The organism is Pannonibacter carbonis (assembly GCF_003012935.1).
GTDB lineage: Bacteria > Pseudomonadota > Alphaproteobacteria > Rhizobiales > Stappiaceae > Pannonibacter > Pannonibacter carbonis.
Map to the genome: position 1 here is coordinate 43,388 of NZ_PUDR01000010.1, position 21,805 is coordinate 65,192.

The following is a 21,805-nucleotide window of genomic DNA, read 5'->3' on the forward strand; positions in this document are numbered from 1 at the left end:
GCCTGTGTTATTTGTAGACAATGACCGCCGCGCGGCGCAGTTCCTGGATGTAGCGCCTGGAAAGCTGATCGCCTTCCTTCTGGCGCAGATCGTCCTCAATGGCGGTGCGGGCGGAAATATCGGACTTGATCTCGCGCTTCTTGCAGACGGCGATCATCTGGATCCCGCGATCGCCATCCTGCGGAGCGGTCAGGCGGCCAACTTCCGTCTTGCCGATCTCGTCCTTCATGTTGGGCGGGAGTTCGGTTTCAAGACGGAATCCTACAGACTTTACCACGACTTCTGACAGCGCGCGGGCCTGGGGTACACCCTGCTCGCAGGAAGTAAAGCTCTTGCGCAGGCTTTCGGCCTCGCGTTTGCGCTGGGTCTTGAAGGCGCCGCTCGACTTTGCCGGAACGACAAAGATCACCTGCTGCAGTTCATACTCGATGCTGATTGCCTGTTGCTGCTTGTCTTTTTCGTTTGATTGCTGCTTCTGCAGCGCGTTGACGATGTCAGATTCGCTAATCTGTACTTCAGTGCGGAAGCGCATGCGGACGAGTTGTTGCCAGGCCAGTTCGGCCTTTAGCCGGTTGCGCAGTGTGTCCGGATTGACGCCAGCCTGGCGCAGGGCTGCAGCAAGGTTTGCCGGGGTCAGCTTGACGCGGCTGGCGATGCTGGCAAAAGCACCATCGACCTCGGATTTCGAGACATTGATGCCCATGCGGCGGGCTTCGCGGAGCTTCAGGACCTCGTCGATCAGTTCTTCCTGCGCTTCGCGGGTTGCGGCACCGCTGCTCTTGCGCTGGGTCAGGCTGATCAGGCGGGCACGCTGGCTGATATCATAGGACGTGACAGCCTGGTCGGCGACGATGACCTTGATGGCGGACTGCGCCACGGCGTGCGATGCAGGGGCGGTTGCCAAAAACAAGGCCATGCATGCGAGGCGAAATGACTTCTTCATGTTCAGACCTGCCGGGCCTTGATGCCCGGCGCCTCCCTGTTGCCGTTCGGACCAGCCGTGCCGTGCTGTCCCCCGATCTTCACCCTCATTCCCCAGAACTTCCAAGAACTTTCAAGAGTTCTCCTATCAGCCCATGACGTCAAACCATGGCCAAAGTTTGGAAGTCAGGCCTGTTCCGATCTGCGGTTGCCCATTTTTGCAAATGAACCGGGCTAGAACGAACCTGTCGAAACTTGCGTATCGCCAATCGTGCGCAGGCCAAAGCGGAAGAAGACTGTCCGATCGACAGACTCGTTGTTGTTGCGGCTGCGGTCTTCCTGATAGGCGACGGAGAGGGAGAACCCTTCGTCGTCGTAGCCGATGCCGAAACCATTCTGAACCACGTTGCGGTTTTGCATGTCGTAACGCAGCGAGCCAAATATGCGCCAATTGTCGCTCAGCCGAAGGCTGGAGGCTCCGAGCATTTCTTCACGGGGCTTGTCGATGCCAAGGTCCGGCTGTGCTCCGAGGAAGGCATAGGCAAGACTGCTGACGACGGGGCCATAGGTCGCTGTCGCCTGGGCCTGCATCCGTCGGACGGCAAAGCTTCTTTCGTCAAACCGCGCCTGGGCTCCAAGCTTCACACCGTGGCGCGTATCGAAATAGGCGCTGCCGACATAGTCCGACCGCCCGGTCTCGAGACCCGAATTCTGGGTTGCTCCCAGAAGGTCGGGCCTGGCGTAGGAATTGCGGCCTGCCAGGTGGAAGGAGCGGCCGAACATGGCGCTCAGATACTCGCCGCTATCGAACTGCAGTTTGTAGTTCAAGCCGATATTGGCGCGGGTACCGCCCTCGGCACGGTCAAAGCCGGAAAACTTGTCATAATCAAACAGGGTTGAAGCATCGAAGACGAGGCTCTGCGCATCATCGTTCGGCAGCTGCCCGATCCGCTGTTCATCCGGACGGACGATGATCTGCGCCACCGGCTCGATGATCTGGTTGCCGCCATCGAATGCCGCGACGAAGGGATAGCGGTATTCAAGTCCGGCTGCCGGCATGAAGCGGCCGGCAAACGCATCGTCTGTCAGCTCGGTGACGTTCTTGTCCTGCGAGGCCAGGAAGAACAGGTCGCCGCGGACATAGGCAAACGGGGTGAAGACCTGGCCGATCGGGTCGATCACGGTCCGGCGCCAGTCAGTCTGGACGCTGAGGCGGCTGAAAGTTCCATCGATCCCGCGGAACCGGTCGACGCCGTTGAAGGCAAAGGCGTCGGTCTTGCTGCGGGTCAGGCTGGTGAAGTTGCTGGACAGCGACAGCTCGCCACCGGCGACCGGGTTCTCGAAGACATAATTGTAATCGACGACCGGCAGTACGTAAGGCTGCTTGTCCTGCAAGCTGCTGCCGACCTTGGCGAAGGGGCCGACCGGATCATGTCCGTCAGGCGCGGAATTATAGTCTTCCTGCGAGATCTGGAAGGCATAGGCCTTCACCGAGAGCGCGTTGCGTTCGGTCTGACCGGCGAGATAGATCTGCGAGACTTCGTCGCTCTTGGCGAAGCTGACACTGTCATAGTCGCGCAGGAATGCACGGTCGGTCTTGTGGGTGAGGTCCCAGCCCCAGTACCAGTCGCGGGAGATGCGGAACTCGCCATCGGTGTGGATTGCACCGCGCCAGCGGCGGTCTCCCGATGTGCCCCGAAACTCTGAAGGCTTGGCTTGGAAGAGGCCCGCGGCGGCCACCCGGTAGGAGCCCGAAACAAGGCGCTGGCGCCATACCGCCTCACTGAGGACACCTTGCTTTGAAAGCGGCGTCAGGGTGGCGCTGAGATCATAGCTTGGATCCAGCGCCCAGAAGTAGGGCAGCGCCACGCCGACACCCAGCCGGCGGGAATAAACGCCTGAAGGCATCAGGAAACCGGTCTTCCGCTTGACGGTCGGATCCGGCATCGAGAGATAGGGCATGTAGGCAATCGGTTGCCCGAAGAACTCCAGCGAGGCGTCCTCGAATTGGACAACCTGTTCCTGCTGGTTGTGAATGATCTTCTGGGCGCGCAGCCGCCAGAGCGGCGGCTTGTCCGCAGGGCGCCCGGCATTGGTGTAGACCGTATAGAGACCATTCTCGAAGGTCGTCACATTGCCGGCGCTGCGGGTGGCACGATCGGCAATGAACCGGGTGCGTTCGGGCGTGTCGAGTTGCAACGAATTGGCAAAGCCCTCGGCGAAGTCATCCGAGAGCTGCATTTCATTGGTCGTGACGACGTTTCCGTCCGGCTCGGTCAGGCGCACATAGCCGCGGGCGACCATCTTGCCGTTCTTGCGGTCGAAATCGACACGCTCGGCCTCGAGCGTGAAGCCGTCATAGAAAATCTCGACCTTGCCGATGGCAGAGATCAGGTCGCGGTCAAAATCATAAGTGAGTTCACCGGCTTCCAGCAGCATCTGCGCATCTGGCTTGATGCGGGCCTGGAGGGCGCCGGCAAGCGAATCCTGGGCGTGGACCGGTGCGGTTCCGGTAGTGGCGGCAACCAGACTGGTGGCAATGACGAGACCTAGGCCGCGGATGAACAATCCACGCGCCGGGCGCACAGCACCTTGCTTCAGGAAAGAGGGGGCGAAACGCGAAGCAAGCGCCATCAGCCGTCTTCCTGATTGAGCAGGATCGTCAATCCCATGAGAACTCCAAACACACCCGGGGCCCAAGCGGCGACAAGTGGCGGTACAATACCTGCACCACCGAAATCGCGCGCGAGCTCCGACAGAACGTAAAGCACGAAGCCAGCAAGGATTCCACCCAGAATCATCTGGCCGAGCCCGCCAAATCGAGAAACCTTTAGCGAAACAGCCGCCGCGATCAGAACCATCGCCAACAAAAGCAGGGGACGGGCGAGAAGCGACTGATATTGAAGCGTATATCGGTAGGCTGGCAGACCTGCTCGACGGGCAAGTTCGATGAAGCGGGGCAGGTCCCAGAAAGAGATTGATTCGGGCGCACCGATGCTCTCGCGCACTTCCGTCGGGGTCAGGAACGTCGACACCTTGTAGGCACCATAGGCCTGCGGGTCAGCCTGCGTTGTGTAGACGGTTGCGTCCGTCAGGTTCCAGTACTCTTCGAAAAGACGCGCTTCACGGGCTTCGATGCGCTCCTGGAATGTGCCGGTGTGATCAAAGGTGAATATGGTCACCCCGCGCAGCACGGTGCCCTGGAACAGCAACTGTTCGGCATGAAGAACCGATTCGCCATCGACGCCATCCTGCCGCAGCCAGACCGAGTTGGTGGTCTGCAGCAGGAATGTTTCCTCCGCCCCGAAGATGCCTGCGGCCAGGGTGTCCGAACGTTGCTGCATCCAGACGGCGAGCGGGTTATAGGCCACCACCGAAAGCACCCCGAGAAGCAGCGCCACAAGCGCGGCAGGTGCCCCGAACTGCCACACCGAGATGCCGGCGGCGCGAGTGATCACAAGCTCGAGCGCCCGGCTGAGGGTGACAAAGGCAAGGATCGCACCGAACAGCACTGCAAAGGGGATCACCTGTTCCAGCAACAGAGGTACGCGCAACAGCGAAATGAGGCTGACGCGCAGGACAGAAACGTCACCGCGTTCCCCCGCGCGGCGCAACAATTCGAGCACATCGAACAGATAGATCAGGACCGCAGCGAGCAGGAACAGGCCAAGGATCGCCTTCAGGAACCGTGTGGAGAGATAGACCGTGAGGGTTCTGCCGAGCATCTCAGGCGCCCCTGCCATTGGTGCGGCCCTGCAGGCGCTGCTGGATCGCCTCAAACCCGTCGGTGATGCGTTCCAGGTTTCGGCTGAGCCAGAGCGGAGCGGAATGTTCGGATTGCAGGATGCTCCAGATCGCCAACCCCATGCCGCCGAGCGGAACCAGATAGTAGCTGATCATCATCGCGTCATCGCCGGCGGTCAGTGATGTTACCCCAAAGCCGGCCGTCCGTAGCAGGATGCAGCCGGTCAAAGCCCCCAGAATGGCCATGCCACGGCTTTGCCGTGTGGTGCGTGCCTGACCTAGGAAGGCAAAGACGATCAAGGAAAAGGCCAAGGGATAGAGCGGCTGGCTCATGCGGTTGTGCAATTCGCCGATCAGCCGCTCGCGGTTGCCGCGCGCATAGTCGTCGATGCCGCGTTCGAAGATCAGGGCATAGGTCGAGCGCTCCGACGCCTTGTAGACCGGTTCGCTGGCCTGCGGCATCAGGCTCGAGAGATCAAAGGCGTAGGACTGAAAACGGACGATGGAGATGTCGCCCTGACGCTTCGGCCGGCGCTGGATCGTGCCGTTCTGCATGATCAGCAGCGTGCGGCCGGCCGCCTCGACGATGTTTCCCTGGTGTGCCTGATAGGTGAAAATCGTTTCCGGATCGCGCGTGTCATGCAGCAGCAGGCCGTCCAGCTTGCCGTCGCCGCTGCGGTTGCGGATGTGGAAGGTGAGGCCATCCTCGACCGTGATGAAACGTCCGGGCCTCACGATGTTGGCCACAAGGTCAACGCGCACGCGCGCAATCTCGTCGCGCAACTGCGCCAGGCCCTGTGGCGCGACATAAAGCGAGAACAGCGCCGTTGCCGATGTCACGCCCAGGGCAAACAACAGCACCGGCTGCAGCACCAGCCAGCGTGACCCGCCCGTGGCATTTATGACGATTAGTTCGCTGTCGCTGGACAGGGCGTTCAGCACCAGGATCAGGGCGATCATCAGCGCAAAGGGCGCAACGATGACGACCAGGAACGGCATCGCCAGCATGGTGATCGAGATGAATTGGACGATCGTCTGCCCCTTGGAGGTCACGAGGTCCAACTGACGCAGGGCCTGGGTCGCCCAGACGACGCCGGTCATGGCAGTCAGTGTCATGACAAACACAAACAGGGCACGCCGGATGATGTATCGTTCAAGCGTCTTCATTTCGATCAGCCGAAGCGCCCTTTCAGGCACGAGTTGTCCAAAATCCATGCCCCGCTGCACGCCCCCGATCTCCGATTAGCATGGAAGGGAATGAACAGCACGCAAACAAGCGGATGAATTTGACAATAATTTTAGCAAGGCTTGCGAGCGCAACGCCGGCACGCCATGGTGCCGCAACAGACAAGCAACAACACATGGAACCCATACAAATCATGAGCAAGCTCACAAAGATCCAGTTCGGCAAGGCCGTATCCCAGCCGGGCGTTGTGGTGATCCTGGCCGATGACGCCCTGGCCAGCGGTGCCCTCGGCACAGGTGTCCTTGAGAGCCTCTCAGGCGGTCTGGCCCGCGCTGCAAAGGCTGGAGCCTTTGCAGGCAAGCGCGGCAGCAAGCTCGACCTGATCGCCCCGGGAGGTCTCGACCTTGACCGTCTGATCGTGATTGGCCTCGGCAAGGCGGCAGAGTTGAAGGGCACCGACTGGATGAAGCTTGGCGGCACAGTTCAGGCAGCTGTTGCTGCAGCCAAGGCCGAACATGCCCTTGTCTATCTGGAGACCGCAGCGGGTGAGGTCAGTGCCGATGATGCGGCCGATTTTGCGCTTGGCGCGGTCCTGCGCAGCCACACGTTCGATACCTACAAGACCAAGAAGGACGAGGATGCAACTCCGTCCGAAGTGACGCTGAACATCGCTGGCGTCGACCCGAAGGCGGCCAAGAAGGCCTGGGCCGTCAAGGAAGGGCTCGGCGAGGGCGTGCTTCTTGCCCGGGATCTTGTCAACGAGCCGGCCAATGTGCTGGGACCGGTCGAGTTCGCCGATCGCGCCGCAAAGCTGGAGAAACTCGGCGTCGAGATCGAGATCCTGACCGAGAAGGAAATGAAGAAGCTGAAGATGGCCGCGCTGCTCGGCGTTGCCCAGGGCTCCGTGCGCCCGCCGCGTCTGGTCATCATGCGCTGGAACGGGGCTAAGAAGGACGAGGCACCGGTCGCTTTCGTTGGCAAGGGCGTTGTCTTCGACACCGGCGGCATCTCGATCAAGCCGGCTGCAGGCATGGAAGACATGAAGGGCGACATGGGCGGAGCCGCCGCTGTCACCGGTCTCATGCATGCGCTGGCCACGCGCAAGGCCAAGGTCAACGCCATCGGCGTCATCGGTCTGGTCGAGAACATGCCCGATGGCAACGCGCAGCGTCCGGGCGACATCGTGCGTGCCATGTCCGGCACCACGATCGAGATCCTCAACACCGATGCCGAAGGCCGCCTCGTGCTGGCCGATGCGCTCTGGTACACGCAGGACCGTTTCAAGCCGAAGTTCATGATTGACCTGGCGACCCTGACCGGCGCCGTGATCATTGCCCTCGGCACGCAGAACGCTGGCCTTTTCTCCAACAACGACGAACTTGCCCAGCGGCTGACGGAATCGGGCCTCAGCACCGGCGAGACTGTCTGGCGGCTGCCCTTGTCCAAGGCCTATGACAAGCTGATCGACACGCCGAATGCCGATGTGAAGAACACCGGTGGCCGCACGGCAGGATCCATCACGGCGGCGCAGTTCCTGCAGCGCTTCGTCAACGATCTGCCCTGGGCGCATCTCGATGTCGCAGGCACGGCGATGGGCTCAGACAAGGACGAGATCAGCCAGGGCTGGGCATCCGGCTTCGGCGTGCGTCTGCTCGACGAGCTGGTGCGGGCCCACTACGAGGACTGACCACGACACAGCAACGGGTGCGCCTTGCGCGCCCGTCGTTTCTCCATGATCCGTTGCTCTGGTTGGGAGCAGGAGTTGCCGATCCACTGATCGCCAACAAAAAACCCGCCGGTTATCCAGCGGGTTTTCAACAGTTTGTTCAGTGCCGGAACCAGCACTTTTCCCCGGTCCTAGCAGGCCTTATAGGCCTGACAGGCGGTTGCAGGCTCCGTCACGATAAGGCCGAGGGCTGCGGTTGCACCAGCAAGCCCGAGAACCAGCGTGAAAAACAGCGCAACGCGAACAACCATCATCAACCCCCGAGAACCCTGCATGTGAAACTTTGTCGCGCGCGACGCGGGTTAACGAGTCGCTGCGCACATCATCAGAAAATAGGGCCTGCAAATTTGTGTCCGGTTAATGCTAGGAGTCCGGGCATCTGTCTATGCGTTATTTTTGCGTCGCACATCTTTGCCAGGGATTGTTGCCGTGTCGCATCACAAAGAAACGTCGAGACCGGAGAGGAAGCCACGTGGCCACTGAAGTCCTGTTCTACCACCTGATGAGCCAGCCTCTTGAAGCGGTGCTGCCCGGGCTGCTGCTGAAGTGCCTGGAGCGAGACTGGACCGTGGTGGTGCAATGCGGGTCGCAAGACAGGGTCGCCGCGCTGGATGCACATCTTTGGTCATTTTCCGACGACAGCTTTCTGCCCCACGGCACGGCCGCAGACGGCCTTGCCGAACACCAGCCAATCTATCTGACGGACGGCGAGGAAAACCCCAACGGCGCAGAGGTGCGTTTTCTGGTCGGCCGGGCGCGCCCCGGTAGCATCGATGGCTACAGCCGGATCGTCGTCATGTTCGACGGTGAGAACCCCGATGCGCTCGCCGAGGCGCGCAGTCACTGGAAGATGTTCAAGGGGCAGGGCGCCGAGGTGACCTACTGGCAGCAGAAAGCCAATGGCGGCTGGGAGCGCAAGGCCTAGGCTGGTCTGGATGCGAGTACTTTCTGAAATGTTCAAGGATGCCGTTTGCAGCTTTCAAGTTATTGCTGTGAGATGATGGTCTAGCTAAGCCGGCTGAGGGCCGCCGCCATTGCAATAGCCGTGCGGCTGTAAATCATCGCCTGACAACAGCCCTTGTCCTTCCATTATCGCTCGGCCGTCCTACATTACGTTTGCAGTTGTGCGTTGCTGTTGCCGCACATGCGAACGCTGTGCCGCAAGAGGCGGTCAAGCGCGAAATTTTAAGCAAGGCGGCCGATTTTCATTGTGCCCGGGGGGTAAAGGGGGTAACAGGCCCCCCTGACTGGGTTCCCTCCCTGTTTTGTTCAGGATGGCGGAAGGGCTAATGATGATTCCCACTCCCTATTATCTCATCGACAAGTCGAAGCTTCTTCCGAACATGGAGAAGATCGCGTGGCTGCGCGAGACCTCTGGTGCCAAGTCTCTCCTGGCCCTGAAATGCTTTGCAGCCTGGTCCGTGTTCGATTTCATGTCGCAGTACATGGACGGCACGACGTCCTCATCGCTCTATGAAGTGAAGCTTGGCCGCGACAAGTTCCCGGGCGAGACCCATGCCTATTCGGTTGCCTATGCCGATGACGAGATCGATGAAGTCGTCGCAGTGTCGGACAAGATCCTGTTCAACACCATCGGCCAGTTGCAGCGGTTCGAGACGCAGTCTGCAGGACATGTGCGGGGGCTGCGCGTCAACCCCGGCGTGTCGACCTCTGACTTTGACCTCGCCGACCCGGCGCGGCCGTTCTCGCGCCTTGGCGAGCATGACCCGGATAAGATCGCGACCGTGGCCGACCAGATCACCGGCTTCATGTTCCACAACAACTGCGAGAATGAGGATTTCGACCGCTTCGACGCCATGCTCGGCCATATCGAGCAGCGTTTCGGCTTCCTGATCCGGCAGATGAAATGGATAAGCCTGGGCGGCGGCATCCATTTTACCGGCGAAGGTTATCCGCTGGAGAAATTCGCCGAGCGGCTGAAGCGCTTTGCCGGCGAAAACGAGGTGCAGGTCTATCTGGAGCCGGGCGAGGCGGCGATCACCAAGTCCACCACGCTGGAAGTGAGCGTGCTGGACACGCTCTACAACGGCAAGAACCTCGCCATCGTCGACAGCTCGATCGAGGCGCATATGCTCGACCTGCTGATCTACCGGCTGAACGCCAAGATGGAGCCGAATGCCGGCGACCATGAATGGATGGTTTGCGGCAAGTCGTGCCTGGCCGGGGACATCTTCGGCGAGTTCCGCTTCCCCGAGCCGCTGAAGGCCGGCGACCGGCTCTCCATGCAGGATGCGGCCGGCTACACGATGGTCAAGAAGAACTGGTTCAACGGCGTGAAGATGCCGGCGATAGCGGTGAAGGAACTGGACGGGGCCGTGCGCCTTGCCCGTGACTTCACCTATGACGATTTCACGGCTGCCCTGTCGTGATCAAGGGCCCGGTGGCCCATCGTTTGACTGCCCCTTTATGACTCAAGGAGGACTATGGGCGAAATGAAGCGCAACATACTCATCATCGGCGCCGGTGGCGTAGCGCAGGTTGTCGCGCACAAATGTGCGCAGAACAACGACCTGCTCGGCGACATTCACATTGCTTCGCGCAATCCCGCGAAGTGCGAGCGGATCATCGACAGCATCCGCGAGAAAGGCAGCCTGAAGGTCGAGGGCGCTCTTGAAGCCCATGCCCTGAATGCAATGGACACGGCGGCAGTCGCCGCGCTGATCCGCAAGACCGGGTGTCAGATCGTCATCAACGTTGGCTCATCCTTCGTCAACATGACTGTTCTGGATGCCTGCATCGAGACGGGCGTGGCCTACATGGACACGGCCATCCACGAAGATCCGAAGAAGATCTGCGAGACGCCGCCCTGGTACGGCAATTACGAGTGGAAGCGCCGCGAGTCCTGCGCCGACAAGGGCATCACCGCCATCCTCGGCGTCGGCTTCGACCCGGGCGTGGTCAATGCCTATGCGCGCCTCGCCATCGACGAATACGTGACTGAGCCGGAGTCGATTGACATCATCGACATCAACGCCGGTTCGCATGGCCGCTGGTTCTCGACCAACTTCGACCCGGAAATCAACTTCCGCGAGTTCACCGGCACGGTCTATTCCTGGCAGAACGGTGGCTGGCAGGAGAACAAGATGTTCGAGGTCGGCAAGTCCTGGGACATGCCACTCGTGGGCCCGCAGCAGACCTATCTGACCGGCCATGACGAAGTGCATTCCCTGTCGGCCAACTATCCGCAGGCGGACGTGCGCTTCTGGATGGGCTTCTCGGATCACTACATCAACGTCTTCACCGTACTGAAGAACCTCGGTCTTCTGTCCGAACAGCCGGTCAAGACGGCCGAAGGGCTTGAAGTGGTGCCGCTAAAGGTGGTCAAGGCCGTGCTGCCGGATCCCTCGTCGCTTGCCCCGGATTACACCGGCAAGACCTGCATCGGCACGCTGGTGAAGGGCAAGAAGGACGGCAAGCCGGCCGAAGTTCTGGTCTTCAACATCGCCGATCACAAGGACGCCTACAACGAAGTCGGCTCGCAGGGCATCAGCTACACCGCCGGCGTGCCGCCGGTCGCCGCTGCCATGCTGATTGCCGACGGCACGTGGGATGTGGGTGCGATGAAGAACGTCGAGGAGCTTGACCCCAAGCCCTTCCTCGCGCTCCTCAACCGCATCGGCCTGCCGACCGAGATCAAGGACGCCTCCGGAACCCGGCCCTTTGTTGGCTGACCTGAACTGCGCATGAGTGTTGGAAACCCCGGATCGAAAGGTCCGGGGTTTTCGTTTGCGGGCGACTTTTTATGCGGCGTCATCCCGGACCAGCTGAGCGCCAGCGAAGCGCCGAGCCGGGATCCAGATATCAGCCGCGCGGAGCGCGACACACTGGTCCAGCGCGCGCCTGTCAGGCGAAATTGCATTTGCGCTCGCTGCCGCTCGCACGGGCTCGCTGGATTCCGGATCTGCGGTTCACTGCCGCTCACCTTGTCCGGAATGACGGGGAGGAGGGGAGGCATGGATTTCGTTACGGGGCCATGCGCCATGTCATGGGCTGTTGCGCGGCGATGTGTATCACTGTCGGCAACGCCCCCTCAGACGGGGCACGCAGCCAATCATGCCATCATCCCATCCGGAGCCCGACAATGTCCGATGCCCGCTACCGTGTCGATGTGTTCAGCGCCAAGCCCTATGACGCCCGGTTTCTGGATGCGGCGGCAGCAAGGGTGGAGGCGCCGGTCAGCCTCGTTTATCACGACATGCGCCTCACGGAGCGGACCATGCCGCTGGCGCGCGGGGCGGATGTGGTCTGCGCCTTCGTCAATGACACGCTGTCGGCGCCGGTGCTCGACGGACTGTCGGATTACGGGGTGAAACTCGTTGCGCTGCGCTCGGCCGGGTTCAACCATGTTGACCTCAAGGCCGCAGAGGCCTGCGGCATTCAGGTGGCCCGCGTGCCGGCCTACTCGCCGCATGCGGTGGCGGAGCACGCGGTGGCCCTGATGCTGACGCTGAACCGCAAGACCCACCGCGCCTACAACCGGGTGCGGGACGGCAATTTCGCGCTGGACGGGCTGATGGGGTTCGACTTCCATGGGCGCACGGTCGGCATCATCGGCACCGGTCTCATCGGCGAGGTGCTGGCGCGGATCATGACCGGTTTCGGCTGCCGCGTGGTGGCGCATGACCCGGTGCCAAACCCTGCCTGCCTCGCGCTTGGCGTCACCTATCTGCCGCTGGCCGAACTCTTCGCCGCCGCTGACATCCTGTCGCTGCAGTGCCCGCTGACGCCAGCCACGTTTCATCTCATAAATGATGAAACGATTGCGCAGATGCGCCCCGGCGTCATGCTGGTGAACACCTCGCGCGGGGCGGTCATCGACACGGCCGCCGTGATCCGGGGGCTGAAGAGCGGCCAGATCGGCGCCCTCGGTCTCGATGTCTATGAGGAGGAAAGCCAGCTGTTCTTCGAGGACCTGTCGGACCGGATCATCCCGGATGACCTCTTTGCCCGGCTCCTGACTTTCCCGAATGTGCTCATCACCGGCCACCAGGGCTTCTTCACCGAGGACGCGCTGACGGCCATCGCCGAGACGACCATCGCCAATGTCACGAGCTTCCTCTCAACCGGTGCCCCGCTGCATCCGGTGAAGGCACCCTGACGCAAACGCCAGTCAGGCCCGCCCGAACAGCGCCGGCAGGTCCGTGAGGCTCTTGAGCTGGATCGCTTTCGGATGGTCATCGGGGAAGTCGGCCGCTTCCAGCGCCCAGAGCAGCGGGTAGGGGACGTGAATGGCGGTGGCGCCCAGTTCAAGGACGGGCAGGATGTCGGAGCGCACCGAGTTGCCGATCATGATCACCTTCGACATGTCGTCGGTGTAGCGGGCAAAAACCCGGGCGTAGACCTCCGGCGACTTCTCGCTGACCACATCGACGGCGGTGAAGTGCTTCTGCAGGCCCGAGGCGGCGATCTTGCGTTCCTGGTCGAACAGGTCGCCCTTGGTGATGAGGATCAGCGGGGCGATGCCCCGGATGGCGGCGAGGGCCTCGCGCACGCCGACGAGCGGCTCGACCGGGTGGCCGAGCATGTCCTGTCCCGCCGCCAGGATCTCGCCGATCACCGTCGCCGGCACCTTGCTATCGGTGACCTCGATGGCCGTCTCGATCATCGACAGGATGAAGCCCTTGATGCCGTAGCCATAGTGGTGGACGTTGCGCCGTTCGGCGGCCACCAGCCGTTCCTCGATGCGGTTCTTCTCGCAATAGGGCGCGAGCAATTCGGCGAAGCGGGCTTCCGTCAGCTTGAAGAAGCTCTCGTTGTGCCAGAGCGTGTCATCGGCATCGAAGGCGATCACGGCGGGAGACTGCAGCAGCGGCATGGACAGGCTTTCTGGTGGGGGTGACGGGTGGGCTCAGGGCCATTGCCGGGCGCCATGAAGCAGGCGCAGGATGAGGATCGAACCGGCCTGTTCGGTGTAGACAACGATATAGGTCTGCCGAACGACCAGCTCCCGTGTTGATGCGACACGGCCCGGGCGGCCGAGGTCAGGATGACGCGTCAGTGTTGCGACGCGGGCTTCCACATCTTGCTTGAACGCCGTTGCGGCAGCTGGATTGTCCGCCGCGATGTAGTCGATGATCGCAAGAAAGTCCTGCGCTGCCAATGGGTGCCACGCCAGCCGCACCGCAGACACCCTCAGTCGCCGCTGTCAAGTCGGCCGCGTGCAATCCGCCGGTCTGCTGCCGCCATGACGTCCTCATGCGACACGGGGGCCGAAAGGTCGTTCAGCGCCTCGGCCACCTTGTCCCGAAACCAGGCGTCATGGGCTTCCGTATCCAGCAACAGCTTCGGGGGAAGGACACCGTCCTGTGCGATCCGGGTCACGAGGATACGCACCGCATCCGACAGGGATAGCCCGGTGCCATCCAGTGCGGCTGCGGCACGTGCCTTCGTCTCGTCTTCAATCCGGACATGCAGCATGCCGGTCTTGGAGGTCATGAGAAGTCTCCTGGGCTGTTGGCCGCGCGTCTGGTTCCTGCCGACTGTATCTCAAACGCGATACGCTATCAATTCACCCTGCCTCCAGTTCCGAAGACAGGGCCAGCCAATCCTCCTCGGTCGACGTCAGCTTCTTTTCGCAGAAGGCGCGTTCCTTGGCGAATTTGGAGGCCCGTTCGGGATCACGGGTGAAAAAGTCAGGATCGGCCATCATGGCGTCGATCTTGGCGATCTTTTCCTGAAGCCTGGCCATTTCGGCTTCCGCAGCTTCCAGCTTCTTGCGCAGGGGCGCGTTCTGGGCCCGTCTTACGGCCGCCTCGCGGCGCTTTTCCTGCGCGTTGGCGGCGCGGGCCTCCTCTTCGCGGGCCTTTCGGACGGCGTCCGGACCTTGCAGGATGTAGCGGCGGTAGTCTTCCATGTCGCCGTCGAAATTCTTCACGCCGCCATCGGCGACGAGCCAGAGCTGGTCGGCGCAGGCTTCCACCAGGTGGCGGTCGTGCGAGATCAGCACGACGGCGCCCTCGAATTCGTTCAGGGCCTGAACCAGCGCCTCGCGGCTGTCGATATCGAGGTGGTTGGTCGGTTCATCGAGGATGATCAGGTTTGGTCCATCGAACGTGGCAAGGCCCAGCAACAACCGGGCCTTCTCGCCGCCGGACAGGTCCTTGGCCGGGGTTTCCATGCGGTCGGTTGGCAGGCCGAAACGGGCAACGCGGGCGCGGACCTGTGCCTCGGCCGCCTGCGGCATCAGGCTGCGCACATGGGCGACCGCGCTTTCGGCCGGGCGCAGTTCATCGAGCTGATGCTGAGCAAAGAAGGCGATCTTCAGCTTGGATGCGCGCGTGATTTCGCCGCCCTTCGGAGCAAGACGCTCGGAAATGAGCTTGGCGAAGGTGGACTTGCCGTTGCCGTTGGAGCCGAGCAGGGCGATGCGGTCATCGGTATCGATGTTGAGGGTGAGGCGTGACAGGACAACGCGCGCGTCGTAGCCGACCGACACATTTTCCAGCTTCAGGATCGGCGGAGCGAGCCGGCCCTGGGGCGCGGGAAAGTGGATCGGCTTGGCGCTTTCCTCGGTGAGCGGCACGATTGTGTCCATGCGCTCCAGCATCTTGAGGCGCGACTGGGCCTGGCGGGCCTTCGAGGCCTTGGCGCGGAAGCGGTCGACGAAGGCCTGCATGTGCTTGCGCTGCGTGTCCTGCTTTTCCTTGGCCTTCTGCTGCAGGATCATGGTCTCGCGCCGCTGCCGGTCGAAACTGTCATAGCCGCCGCGATAGAAGGTCAGCTTGCCACGGTCGAGATGAACGATGGAATCCACCGCCTTGTTGAGCAGTTCGCGGTCATGCGAAATCAGCAGAACCTGATGCGGATAGCGGGCGATGTAGGTCTCCAGCCACAGCGTACCTTCAAGATCGAGGTAGTTGGTCGGTTCATCGAGCAGCAGCAGGTCGGGCTCGGAAAACAGCACCGCAGCCAGCGCCACGCGCATGCGCCAGCCGCCCGAGAAGGCCGAACAGGGCCGGCGCTGTGCCTCGGCATCAAAGCCCAGACCGAACAGGATCGAGGAGGCACGGGCTTCTGCCGTATGAGCAGATATATCGGCAAGGCGTGTGTGGATGGCGGCAATGCGGTTCGGATCGGTGGCCGTGTCGGCTTCCGCAAGCAGGGCGGCGCGTTCCGTGTCGGCTGCCAGAACGACCTCGATCAGGCTTTGCTCCGTGCCCGGCGCTTCCTGGGCGACCTGTCCGATGCGGGATGACTTGGGAATGCTGATCGAGCCGGTTTCCGACGTCAGGTCGCCGGTGATCAGTTTGAAAAGCGTCGACTTTCCAGCGCCATTGCGCCCGACGAGACCGGTCTTGGTGCGGGCTGGGAGGATAACGCTGGCGCCATCGATCAGAAGGCGGCCGGCGATGCGATAGGTGAGGTCATTGATCTGAAGCATGGGCGGATCTTTGGGGGAGCTTTGCAGCGTTTGCAAGCATCTCGCACAGGACTTTGGCTGTTCCCTGCACGGAGTTGCCAAGGTGTGGCGAGAAATCTCCACGGGCCCTTGCAGGGCGTGCGGGGCAAAGCTATAGGAACGCGCGAGTTTCCGGCCCGGGGCAATCTGCCCGGGCCATAAGCTGCCCGCCGCTTTTCAAGCGGATTTGACACTTTCAGGAAAGACGACCCATGGCCATTGAACGCACCTTCTCCATGATCAAGCCGGACGCAACCAAGCGCAACCTGACCGGCGCCATCACTGCCAAGCTCGAGGAAGCCGGCCTGCGCGTCGTTGCATCCAAGCGCGTCTGGATGAGCTTGCGTCAGGCTGAAGCCTTCTACGCCGTCCACAAGGACCGTCCGTTCTTCGGCGAACTGACCGAGTTCATGTCCTCGGGACCGACCGTTGTTCAGGTTCTGGAAGGCGAAAACGCCATCCTGAAGAACCGTGAAGTGATGGGCGCCACCAACCCGGCCAACGCCGAAGAAGGCACCATCCGCAAGCTGTTTGCCCTGTCGATCGGCGAGAACTCGGTGCATGGTTCCGACGCTCCGGAAACCGCTGCAGAAGAAATCGCGTTCTGGTTCGCCGGCAACGAGATCGTCGGCTAATCAGCTGACCATCACGCAAAATCAAAGGCCGGCTCCGCGAGGGGCCGGCTTTTTTCGTGTCCTGGCACAGGGGCCAAACTGGCACCTCGATTCTGCGCCGTCTGTTGCTTGACTTCGCTGGCGCAAGGTCTGAAACCTCGGTCAACGTCGCCTGATCGGAGCTTTCGTCCGCTCAGGCACCAGCCAGCGAGTGTTTCATGAACAAGCCCGCCACGATCACTGCCTTCTCCGCCTGCCCGCACGACTGTCCCTCGACCTGCGCGCTCGAGGTGGAGGTGACGGCGGAGGGGCGGATTGGCCGCCTGCGCGGGGCGCCGGACAATGACTACACGGCCGGCGTCATCTGCGCCAAGGTGGCCCGCTACACCGAGCGGCTGTATCATCCCGACCGGTTGACCCGCCCGCTCCGGCGCGTCGGAGCCAAGGGCGAGGGGCGCTTCGAGCCCATCTCCTGGGACGCGGCGCTCGATCTCATCGCTGAGAAGTTCCTCGACGCCGAGGCCCGCTTCGGCACCGAGACGATCTGGCCCTATCATTATGCCGGGACCATGGGGCTGGTACAGCGTGACGCAATCCACCGGTTCCGCCACGCCAAGGGCACCTCGCGCCAGTTCGACAGCTTCTGCACCAACATGGCCTGGACCGGCTATGTCGCCGGCACGGGCCGGCTGTCAGGCCCCGATCCGCGCGAGATCGCCCGCGCCGACCAGGTGGTGATCTGGGGCACCAATGCGGTGGCGACGCAGGTCAACGTGATGACCCACGCGATTGCCGCCCGCAAGCAGCGCGGCGCGCGGATCATCGTCGTCGACGTCTACCGCACCGAGACGATGAAACAGGCGGATGTGGGCGTGATCGTCAAGCCGGGCAGCGATGCGGCGCTCGCCTGCGCCGTCATGCATGTGCTGTTCCGCGACGGTCTTGCCGACCGGGCCTATCTCGCCCGCTACACCGACTGTCCGGATGCGCTGGAAGCGCATCTGGCGAGCCGTACACCGGAGTGGGCGGAGGCCATCTGCGGTGTGCCTGCGGCTGACATCGTCAGCCTTGCCCACATGATCGGCAGCGTGAAAAAGACCTTCTTCCGTCTCGGCTACGGCTTCACCCGCACGCGCAACGGCGCGGTGTCCATGCATGCGGCGGCCAGCATCGCCGCGGTGACGGGCTGCTGGCAGTATGAGGGCGGCGGCGCCTTCCACAACAACGGGGCGATCTACCAGCTCAACAAGGCGATGGTGGAAGCCCCGGAGCTGAAGACGGCAACGCGCCTCCTCGACCAGAGCCTCGTTGGCCGGGTTTTGACAGGTGATCCAGAAGCTTTGGCCGGTGGCGCGCCGGTGACGGCCATGCTGATCCAGAACACCAACCCCGCGTCGGTTGCTCCCGAGCAACGGCTTGTGACCGCAGGATTCGCCCGCGAGGATCTCTTCACCGTCGTGCATGAGCAGTTCATGACGGATACCGCGCGCCATGCCGACATCGTGCTGCCGGCGACGCAGTTCCTCGAACATGACGACATCTACAAGGGCGGCGGCCACCAGTATCTGATCTTCGGTCCGAAGCTGACCGAGGCCCCCGGCGAGGCGCGCGAGAACCTGTTCGTCATCAATGAACTGGCCCGCCGTCTCGGGGCGAAGGATCATCCTGGGTTCCACATGACCGCGCGCGAGCATGTCGACTGGATGCTGGTCAATTCCGGCTATGGCACGCTCGACGACCTGGAGGCCGGGCGCTGGAAGGACATGCAGCCTGAATTCGAGCAGGCGCATTTCCTTGACGGCTTCGGACATGCGGATGGCAAGTTCCATTTCCGCGTCGACTGGGCTGAGACCCTGGCCCCGAACCGGCCAGAGCACGGCAAGGCCTTTGGGCCCGTTGCCACAATGCCGGAATTGCCGGACTACTGGGACGCCGTCGAGAAGGCGGACAAGGACCATCCGTTCCGCCTGGTGACAGCGCCGGCGCGATCCTTCCTCAATTCAACCTTCTCCGAGACCGCTGGCTCGGTGAAGAAGGAAGGCGGTCGGCCCGAGGTCTGGCTGACGGCACAGGACGCCGCGAAGGCCGGCGTGGCCGACGGCGACAAGGTGGTGATGGGCAACGCGCGCGGCGAGGTCGTCCTGCACGCCCGGGTGATCGAGGGGCTGGTGCAGGGGACGGTGATCTCCGAAGGGTTGTGGCCCAACTCCGCCTTCGAGACCGGCTGCGGCATCAACACGCTGACCGGCGCCGACCCGGTCGCCCCTTACGGCGGGGCAGCATTCCACGATACGGCGGTCTGGATCCGGCCAGCGATATAGTTTCACAGGACGCGAAATAATTGCAATTCATGTGAAATGATTATGTGGTTGACGCTGCAGAGGTCCTCGGGGCGGCGGCCTTGCGTCACGCCACGGGCTGGCAGTCCGGCGAGGCGGCGACTATCGGGTGTGCAGCATGCGTCTCGCGCAAGACCAGAATCGGCTGGTTCCGGCTCTGGAAATAGGGCGGCTGGCGCAGATAGCGGACTTCCGAGCCCGGGAGGTTGGTCTCTGCTCTTCCGCCGTAATTCTCGCCGATGATGCAGAGGGATGACGCGAGCGACGGATCGGCCTTCAGGCAATCCCGCACGGCCTTGGTGAAGACGCCGGGGCCGGTCAATTGCAGGATTGCCGATTTCGGATTGTGAAACACCCGGTTTGCGTAGGTGTCTGCATAGTCGCAGATGTAGTCAATCGTGCGCTTCAGGAACGGATGCCCGGCTGCAAAGCCGAAGGACCACTGGATGATGTTCTGCCCAGGATGCGGGAAGAAGCCGAGGATTTCCCGGTCCGGCAGGATGTTGCATTCACTCAGTTCATGCGAAAGCACGGCGGTTGCGCCTGCGGGATGGAGGGCGCGGATCGGACACGTCACGGCCTTGTTGATGTCGAAATAGTAGCCACCTCTGTCATGCAGCAGGCAGTAGCGGAAAATGTCGGCGCGCATCGGCCCAAACTGTGCCCCGCAGTAGATCGGGTATACCGGATGCTCCCCCCAGGTCCTTGCCATGTAGTCATCCCGCACCTTGCGATCCATCAGGACGAACTGCAGGTCTGGATTGTTGGCCCTGAAGGCCTGCAGGGCAGCCAGATGGCGCTTGCCGAACAGGTTCTCTTCCCAGGTTTGATAGACGACCGGGGGGATAGCTGATCGAGAAGTTTCCGGAGTGATAGCATGTTCGGCGTCTAGAAGTGGAGAAAGTGGATAGTCGAACAGGCGGGCGCGGATATGCTTTGTCCGCTTCAAGAACGATCTTTTTAGTCTCATGCTCAAACAAATAAGTAACGTTACGTTAGTCGCCTCAAGCATCCACGCGATCAGGACTATCTTGAGACGCACCAAGGTGGGGCGCCAGACCTATAGACCTTGCACAGTGTCCGGAATATGGCGGGAGTATCTTTCCGGTTGAAAACCCCGCTTAGACCACCAAAATATCCACCTTCTCACCCGCGACCATCGCCGGAGCATGTGGCGGGCGGATGATGAGGGCGCCGGAGGCGGCCAGAAGCCCGAGCATGGAACTGTCCTGCCGGTCAAAGGGCGTGACGCTGCGGGTGCCGTCGGGATGGGTGGTGAGACGGGCGCGCAGATAGTCCTGGCGCTGGTCATTCGCTGGCACAGGCGCGGTCAGCGTTGCCGTCGTCTGGCCCGTGCCGTCCGGCTGGCCTGTCAGGCGATAGAGCAGCGGGCGCAGGAACAGGAGGGCGCAGACAAGGCTCGACACCGGGTTGCCCGGCAGGCCAAGCACTTTCGTGCGGCCGAGGTGACCGGCCATCAGCGGCTTGCCCGGCCGCATGGCGATCTTCCAGAAGGCCAGCTCCATGCCCTCGCTGCCCAGCACCGACTGCACCAGATCATGATCGCCGACCGAGGCGCCGCCGAGCGTCACCAGCACATCGGCCCCGGCGGCGATGCCCTCGCGCACCTTGAGGGCGATGGCGGTCGGATCATCGGCGGCAATGCCGAGGTCGAGCGGGGTGCCGCCGCAATCCTCGACGAGTGCCGCTACCCCGCAGTGGTTGGAGGCGATGATCTGGTCCGGTCCGGGCGTGCCTCCCGGCGGCACAAGTTCGTCGCCTGTGGCGATGATCGCCACCAGCGGCTTGCGCCAGACGAGCAGGTCTGCGTGGTTCATGGCTGCAGCCAAGGCCAGGGCCTTGTAGTCAAGGCTGTCTCCAGCGCGCAGGAGAAGATCCCCCTCCCGGAAGTCGAGCCCTGACGGGCGGACGAACTGGCCCGGCTGCACGGGTTCCAGCACCGTCAACCGGTCACCGGTTCTCACGGCATTTTCCTGGATCAGGATGGCGTCTGCGCCGGCGGGCACTGGGGCACCAGTGAAGATGCGCACGGCTTCGCCCGGGTTAACTTTGCCGGCAAAGTGATGGCCGGCCGGTGCCTCGCCAATGATCCTGAGGTTCAGCCCCTGAGCCGCAGCATCGGCTGCACGCAGCGCATATCCGTCCATGGCAGAGGCCGGGAAGGGCGGCTGGGTGCGCCGAGCGATCAGGTTCTCGGCCAGCACGCGGCCATTGGCCGCCTTGAGTGGCACCTGTTCTCGGCCAAGCGGTTCAACGCCGGCGAGGAGTTTGGCTCTGGCGTCCTCAACCGGCATCAGGCTCATGGCAGTGGATCCTTGCGCGGGTTCAGGCGTCTGGCTGGGTGTCGCTGGCGCGCCAGTCGCCGGAGCGTCCGCCGCTCTTCTCCAACAGCTTGATGTTGCCGATGACCATGCCGCGATCGACGGCCTTGGCCATGTCGTAGATCGTCAGGCAGGCGACGGAACAGGCGGTGAGTGCTTCCATCTCTACGCCGGTCTGGCCGGTCACGCGGACCGACGCGGTGACGACGAGGCCGGGCAGGGAGGGATCCGGCTCGATGTCGACGGCAACCTTGGTGATCAGCAGCGGATGGCAAAGCGGGATCAGCTCATGCGTGCGCTTGGCGGCCATGATGCCGGCAAGCCGCGCCGTGCCGATCACATCGCCCTTCTTGGCGTTGCCGTCGAGGATGAGCTGCAGGGTTTCCGGCGCCATGCGAATCTCGCCCTGCACCCGCGCCTCGCGCCGGGTCACGGCCTTGTCGGCCACATCGACCATGTTGGCGGTGCCGGCCGCGTCAAGATGGGTAAGGTGATCCTGGTCGCCGGCCATGGG

The 21,805-nt window shown here is 62.4% G+C and carries 18 protein-coding genes; 7 read left to right on the forward strand and 11 right to left on the reverse strand.

The genetic code is table 11. The features are described from left to right. Positions 1–7: 7 nt before the first annotated feature. The 4 genes from C8348_RS14660 to lptF all read right to left on the reverse strand — a co-directional run bounded on the left by C8348_RS14660 (position 8) and on the right by lptF (position 5,880). Entirely contained in the window at positions 8–943 is a 936-nt protein-coding gene (locus tag C8348_RS14660) for a SurA N-terminal domain-containing protein (protein WP_208983778.1), read from the reverse strand. Between the two features lie 212 nt (positions 944–1,155). Further along, positions 1,156–3,555: an LPS-assembly protein LptD gene (locus C8348_RS14665; RefSeq protein ID WP_106754107.1), complete on the reverse strand. Its 2,400-nt coding sequence runs from the start codon at positions 3,553–3,555 to the stop codon at positions 1,156–1,158. Further along, positions 3,555–4,646: an LPS export ABC transporter permease LptG gene (gene lptG, locus C8348_RS14670; protein ID WP_106754244.1), complete on the reverse strand. Its 1,092-nt coding sequence runs from the start codon at positions 4,644–4,646 to the stop codon at positions 3,555–3,557. The genes C8348_RS14665 and lptG overlap by 1 nt, the downstream gene beginning before the upstream one ends. 1 nt (position 4,647) lies before the next feature. Continuing rightward, complete coding sequence (gene lptF, locus C8348_RS14675) at positions 4,648–5,880, reverse strand: LPS export ABC transporter permease LptF (protein WP_208983779.1); 1,233 nt, start codon at positions 5,878–5,880, stop codon at positions 4,648–4,650. A gap of 164 nt (positions 5,881–6,044) precedes the next feature. Between lptF and C8348_RS14680 the strand changes: the two genes are divergently transcribed. From C8348_RS14680 to C8348_RS14700, 5 genes are all read left to right on the forward strand, one after another. Continuing rightward, positions 6,045–7,538, forward strand: coding sequence for a leucyl aminopeptidase (locus C8348_RS14680; RefSeq protein WP_106754108.1), 1,494 nt, complete (start codon positions 6,045–6,047; stop codon positions 7,536–7,538). Positions 7,539–8,049: 511 nt separating this feature from the next. After that, the gene (locus C8348_RS14685; protein WP_106754109.1) at positions 8,050–8,502 is read left to right on the forward strand and encodes a DNA polymerase III subunit chi; all 453 of its coding nucleotides are present in this window, start codon (positions 8,050–8,052) and stop codon (positions 8,500–8,502) included. A 367-nt stretch (positions 8,503–8,869) separates the two neighbouring features. Next, on the forward strand, positions 8,870–9,967 hold the full coding sequence (locus tag C8348_RS14690) for a carboxynorspermidine decarboxylase (protein WP_208983784.1): 1,098 nt from the start codon (positions 8,870–8,872) through the stop codon (positions 9,965–9,967). A gap of 63 nt (positions 9,968–10,030) precedes the next feature. Further along, on the forward strand, positions 10,031–11,269 hold the full coding sequence (locus C8348_RS14695) for a saccharopine dehydrogenase family protein (RefSeq protein ID WP_106754247.1): 1,239 nt from the start codon (positions 10,031–10,033) through the stop codon (positions 11,267–11,269). A 410-nt stretch (positions 11,270–11,679) separates the two neighbouring features. After that, positions 11,680–12,696, forward strand: coding sequence for a 2-hydroxyacid dehydrogenase (locus tag C8348_RS14700; protein ID WP_106754110.1), 1,017 nt, complete (start codon positions 11,680–11,682; stop codon positions 12,694–12,696). Positions 12,697–12,708: 12 nt separating this feature from the next. Here the strand turns inward: C8348_RS14700 and C8348_RS14705 are convergent, their stop codons facing one another. The 4 genes from C8348_RS14705 to C8348_RS14720 form a co-directional block, all read right to left on the reverse strand. After that, entirely contained in the window at positions 12,709–13,413 is a 705-nt protein-coding gene (locus tag C8348_RS14705) for an HAD family hydrolase (RefSeq protein ID WP_106754111.1), read from the reverse strand. 33 nt (positions 13,414–13,446) lie between these two features. Then, a complete protein-coding gene (locus C8348_RS14710; RefSeq protein WP_244294024.1) occupies positions 13,447–13,698 on the reverse strand; it encodes a type II toxin-antitoxin system RelE/ParE family toxin in 252 nt (83 codons plus the stop codon). A 32-nt stretch (positions 13,699–13,730) separates the two neighbouring features. Next, the gene (locus C8348_RS14715; RefSeq protein ID WP_106754112.1) at positions 13,731–14,033 is read right to left on the reverse strand and encodes a type II toxin-antitoxin system RelB/DinJ family antitoxin; all 303 of its coding nucleotides are present in this window, start codon (positions 14,031–14,033) and stop codon (positions 13,731–13,733) included. 73 nt (positions 14,034–14,106) lie between these two features. After that, positions 14,107–15,978 (reverse strand): ABC-F family ATP-binding cassette domain-containing protein, encoded by a 1,872-nt coding sequence (locus C8348_RS14720; protein ID WP_106754113.1) that lies wholly within the window; start codon positions 15,976–15,978, stop codon positions 14,107–14,109. A 230-nt stretch (positions 15,979–16,208) separates the two neighbouring features. Here C8348_RS14720 and ndk point away from each other — a divergent pair, with 230 nt between their 5' ends. Continuing rightward, positions 16,209–16,631, forward strand: a complete 423-nt coding sequence (ndk, locus tag C8348_RS14725; protein WP_106754114.1) for a nucleoside-diphosphate kinase — start codon at positions 16,209–16,211, stop codon at positions 16,629–16,631. 197 nt (positions 16,632–16,828) lie between these two features. After that, a complete protein-coding gene (locus C8348_RS14730; protein WP_106754115.1) occupies positions 16,829–18,931 on the forward strand; it encodes a molybdopterin-dependent oxidoreductase in 2,103 nt (700 codons plus the stop codon). A gap of 85 nt (positions 18,932–19,016) precedes the next feature. Here the strand turns inward: C8348_RS14730 and C8348_RS14735 are convergent, their stop codons facing one another. The 3 genes from C8348_RS14735 to moaC all read right to left on the reverse strand — a co-directional run bounded on the left by C8348_RS14735 (position 19,017) and on the right by moaC (position 21,802). Further along, a complete protein-coding gene (locus C8348_RS14735; protein WP_106754116.1) occupies positions 19,017–19,898 on the reverse strand; it encodes a glycosyltransferase family 32 protein in 882 nt (293 codons plus the stop codon). A 172-nt stretch (positions 19,899–20,070) separates the two neighbouring features. Next, positions 20,071–21,273 (reverse strand): molybdopterin molybdotransferase MoeA, encoded by a 1,203-nt coding sequence (locus C8348_RS14740; RefSeq protein WP_106754117.1) that lies wholly within the window; start codon positions 21,271–21,273, stop codon positions 20,071–20,073. 22 nt (positions 21,274–21,295) lie between these two features. Next, positions 21,296–21,802 carry a cyclic pyranopterin monophosphate synthase MoaC gene (moaC, locus tag C8348_RS14745; protein ID WP_106754118.1) on the reverse strand — a complete coding sequence of 169 codons (507 nt, stop codon included), beginning with the start codon at positions 21,800–21,802 and terminating at the stop codon, positions 21,296–21,298. Positions 21,803–21,805 lie beyond the last annotated feature (3 nt).

Bases quoted from the DNA above. Each gene is read 5' to 3' on its own strand.
- lptG (WP_106754244.1), bottom strand. From the start codon at position 4,646: ATGCTCGGCAGAACCCTCACGGTCTATCTCTCCACACGGTTCCTGAAG.
- C8348_RS14740 (WP_106754117.1), bottom strand. From the start codon at position 21,273: ATGAGCCTGATGCCGGTTGAGGACGCCAGAGCCAAACTCCTCGCCGGC.
- C8348_RS14715 (WP_106754112.1), bottom strand. From the start codon at position 14,033: ATGACCTCCAAGACCGGCATGCTGCATGTCCGGATTGAAGACGAGACG.
- ndk (WP_106754114.1), top strand. From the start codon at position 16,209: ATGGCCATTGAACGCACCTTCTCCATGATCAAGCCGGACGCAACCAAG.
- C8348_RS14700 (WP_106754110.1), top strand. From the start codon at position 11,680: ATGTCCGATGCCCGCTACCGTGTCGATGTGTTCAGCGCCAAGCCCTAT.
- C8348_RS14665 (WP_106754107.1), bottom strand. From the start codon at position 3,555: ATGGCGCTTGCTTCGCGTTTCGCCCCCTCTTTCCTGAAGCAAGGTGCT.
- moaC (WP_106754118.1), bottom strand. From the start codon at position 21,802: ATGGCCGGCGACCAGGATCACCTTACCCATCTTGACGCGGCCGGCACC.
- C8348_RS14680 (WP_106754108.1), top strand. From the start codon at position 6,045: ATGAGCAAGCTCACAAAGATCCAGTTCGGCAAGGCCGTATCCCAGCCG.
- C8348_RS14695 (WP_106754247.1), top strand. From the start codon at position 10,031: ATGAAGCGCAACATACTCATCATCGGCGCCGGTGGCGTAGCGCAGGTT.
- C8348_RS14660 (WP_208983778.1), bottom strand. From the start codon at position 943: ATGAAGAAGTCATTTCGCCTCGCATGCATGGCCTTGTTTTTGGCAACC.
- C8348_RS14730 (WP_106754115.1), top strand. From the start codon at position 16,829: ATGAACAAGCCCGCCACGATCACTGCCTTCTCCGCCTGCCCGCACGAC.
- C8348_RS14705 (WP_106754111.1), bottom strand. From the start codon at position 13,413: ATGCCGCTGCTGCAGTCTCCCGCCGTGATCGCCTTCGATGCCGATGAC.
- C8348_RS14720 (WP_106754113.1), bottom strand. From the start codon at position 15,978: ATGCTTCAGATCAATGACCTCACCTATCGCATCGCCGGCCGCCTTCTG.
- C8348_RS14690 (WP_208983784.1), top strand. From the start codon at position 8,870: ATGATTCCCACTCCCTATTATCTCATCGACAAGTCGAAGCTTCTTCCG.
- lptF (WP_208983779.1), bottom strand. From the start codon at position 5,880: ATGGATTTTGGACAACTCGTGCCTGAAAGGGCGCTTCGGCTGATCGAA.